The organism is Kitasatospora sp. NPDC001683 (genome assembly GCF_053596495.1).
The window spans coordinates 1-3,034 of sequence record NZ_JBSFGK010000214.1 but is presented as its reverse complement, the minus strand read 5'-3'; the positions used below and the strand labels follow the sequence as shown (position 1 = coordinate 3,034).

Here is a 3,034-nt window from a genome sequence, read left to right as displayed (position 1 = left end):
CCCCACCCACAGAGTCGGCAGTCGGAAAATCATCCAGCCCCCGGAGCGGCCACCCCCGGAACCGCCCCGGCCACCCACCCTCCCGAGAGCCCCCACCCCCCACAGAACCCCCCACCCCCTTTGCCTCCCCGCCGGGGAAAGCGCAGGCTGGTTCCGGAGGAGGCCCCGCCATGACAACCCTTGAGGAACAGATCGACATCGCCGCCCCCGTCCTCGCCGCCTGGCAGCAGCTCCACCGGGTGCACGAGTACCCGCAGTTCGTCGACGGCGTCCGCAGCGCCCACCCGCACGGCCGGAACCTCGCCCACCTCGGGGTGCGGGTCGGCGGGGCCGAGCGGTCGGTGGACACCGAGATCACCGACCGCGGTCGGGGCCGGGTGATGGCCTGGCGGACCGTGGACTCCGTCCACCTGCGCGGCGCTTTTGCGCTGCTGGCGCTCGACCCCGGGCACACCCGGCTGCAGATCCGGGTGGAGTACGACCCGGAGGCGGTGCACCGGGAGTTCGGCGGGCCGCGTGGCTTCGCCCAGGCCGGGGTGATCGAGCGGGCGGTGCGCGGGGACCTGGAGCACTTCCGGGAGCTGGTGGAGGCCCGGGTGAGTGCCGCCGACGGCCACCCGAGCCCCGACCACGAGCACCCGTAAAAGGCACATAAGCCCAGCTCAGCGCGGGTGGTGAGGCTGTTCACGGCCTCCCGTCCGCGAGGCCGTTCCGCTTTCGACTGTGGCAGACTCGGGTGCCATGGACATCGGCCCGGTCACCAGGACGCTCCGCGCGGCGGTCTTCGCCGCGCTGGTCGTGCTGCTCGCCGGGCTCGGTCAGGTCCTGGTCACCGGCCGGTCCCTGCCGCTCGGCACGATGGGCCTGGCCGCGGTCCCGGTCTTCGCCCTCGCCTTCGCCCTGGCCGGCCGCGAACGCGGCTACCCGGTGATCGCGGCGGCGTTCCTGCCGCTGGAGCTGGGCGTCAGCGCACTGTTCGACCTCGCGCAGCGCTCCTGCCCGACCTTGCCACCGGGTGCCGGGCACGGCTTCCAGCCGCTGCTGTGCGGCGGCGGCTCGCTCGGCGGGTTCCTGCTCGGCCACGGCGTGTCCCAGCAGGTCGGCGTCCTGCTGCTCCTGCTGCTGCACACGGTGATCGCGCTGGCCGGCGCGTTCTGGCTGCGCCGGGCGGACGCCGCGCTGGCCGGCCTGGTGCGGGCCGTCCGGATGCTGGGCGAGTTCCTGCACCGGCACCTGCCGGCCGCCGCCCGCTGGCTGCGGCTGCTCACCGCGCCCGTCCCGGCCCGTCCGGTGGCCCGGGTGCCCTTCCCCAGCGCCAGCCGCGCGCTGGTCCCGGCCGAGGACGTGGTCGTCCGCCCGGCCGTCCGGCGCGGTCCGCCGGTGTTCGCCCTGGCCGTCTGAGCCCGGGCCCTCCGAGCCCCTCGCTCCGAGCTCCTCGCTCCGAGCCCCTCGCTCCGAGCCGTTCGCTCCGAGCCCCGCCCTCAGCGGTCGTCTCCCTCCCGCCGCGCAGACCCTGACGCAGGTCGCGCCGCCCTTCCGCACGCCGAGAGCACAGGACGACACCCCATGAGCAACACCCGCAAGACCGACCAGAAGCCCAACGCCACCGAGCGCATGCGCACCGCCCGTGCCCAGGCCGAGCGCTCCGACCGGATCCGCCGCCGGGTGGTGGTCGCCGCCGCCTCCGGCACCGTGCTGGCCCTCGCCGCCGGTGTGGCCTTCGCCGTCGGCGGCTCCTCCGGTTCCTCCGCCGACACCGCCGCGAACGGCCCGCTGGTCGTCCCCGCCAACGCGGGCGGCACCGACGGCACCGTGATCACCTACGGCAAGGCCGACGCCCCGCACACCCTGGAGGTCTACGAGGACTTCCGCTGCCCGTTCTGCGAGCAGCTGGAGACCACCACCGGCAAGACCATCCAGCAGCTGGCCGACGACGGCACCTACAAGATCGAGTACCACCTGGCGACGTTCCTGGACAAGAACCTCGGCGGCAAGGGCTCGCGCACCGCACTGGCCGCCGCCGGCGCCGCGCTGAACGAGGGCGTGGACAAGTTCAGGGCGTTCCACGACGTGCTGTACGCCAACCAGCCCGACGAGCGCAGCGACGCCTTCGGCGACGTCAACCACATCCTGGACCTGGCCGGCCAGGTGCCCGGGCTGAAGACGGACGGCTTCGTCAAGGCCGTCCAGGAGGGCACCTACGCGCCGTGGGCGGCCAAGGTGAACGACGAGTTCAACAAGAGCGACGTCACCGGCACCCCGACCGTCAAGCTCGACGGCAAGAAGCTGGACGTCCTCACCAACGGCAAGGCCGCCTCGCCCGACGAGTTCACCGCGCTGGTCAAGCAGGTGACCGGGTGACGACCACCGCCCCCGCCCGGCAGACCGAAGATCGGACCTTCGGCGCCGGCCGTCCGTTCGCCTGGCTGCTGCTGATCGGCGGCGCGGTCGGCCTGTTCGCCTCGACGGTCCTCACCCTGGACAAGATCCGCCTGCTGAAGGACCCGTCGTACGTCCCCAGCTGCAACATCAATCCGATCATCAGCTGCGGTTCGATCATGCGCAGCGCCCAGGCGGAGGCCTTCGGCTTCCCCAACTCGCTGATCGGCCTGGTCGCCTTCGGGGTGGTGATCGCGATCGGCGCCGGTCTGCTCGCCGGCGCGGCGTACCGGCGCTGGTTCTGGCTCGGGCTGCAGGCCGGGACGGTCTTCGGGATCGGCTTCGTGACCTGGCTGATGTACCAGACGCTGTACCGGATCGGCGCGCTCTGCCCGTACTGCATGGTGGTGTGGGCCGCGATGATCCCGCTGTTCTGGTACACCACCCTGCACAACCTGAGCTCCGGCGTCATCCCGGTGGGCCCGCGGGCCCGGGTGGTCGTGCGGGAGGCCGCGCGCTACCACTGGGTCGTCCCGGCGCTGTGGTACGCGGTGATCGCGCTGCTGGTGCTCAACCGGTTCTGGTCTCCAGCGCCGCCATGTCGTTGCGCACCGTGGCCGGGGACACCCCGAGGTTGTGCCGCTCCACCAGCGCC

The 3,034-nt window shown here is 72.9% G+C and carries 3 protein-coding genes and 1 pseudogene; all 4 read left to right on the top strand.

Annotated features, from left to right (window positions below; all coding sequences use genetic code 11):
• The first annotated feature begins 170 nt into the window (after window positions 1–170).
• Complete coding sequence (locus ACWCYO_RS40510; RefSeq protein WP_270148851.1) at window positions 171–644, top strand: SRPBCC family protein; 474 nt, start codon at window positions 171–173, stop codon at window positions 642–644.
• 97 nt (window positions 645–741) lie between these two features.
• Window positions 742–1,401: a hypothetical protein gene (locus ACWCYO_RS40505; RefSeq protein WP_449787029.1), complete on the top strand. Its 660-nt coding sequence runs from the start codon at window positions 742–744 to the stop codon at window positions 1,399–1,401.
• 165 nt (window positions 1,402–1,566) lie between these two features.
• Window positions 1,567–2,361: a DsbA family protein gene (locus ACWCYO_RS40500; protein ID WP_270148849.1), complete on the top strand. Its 795-nt coding sequence runs from the start codon at window positions 1,567–1,569 to the stop codon at window positions 2,359–2,361.
• Window positions 2,358–2,966: pseudogene (locus ACWCYO_RS40495) on the top strand (vitamin K epoxide reductase family protein); the annotation flags it as partial. The gene ACWCYO_RS40500 and the pseudogene ACWCYO_RS40495, both read left to right, overlap by 4 nt.
• Between the last annotated feature and the right edge of the window lie 68 nt (window positions 2,967–3,034).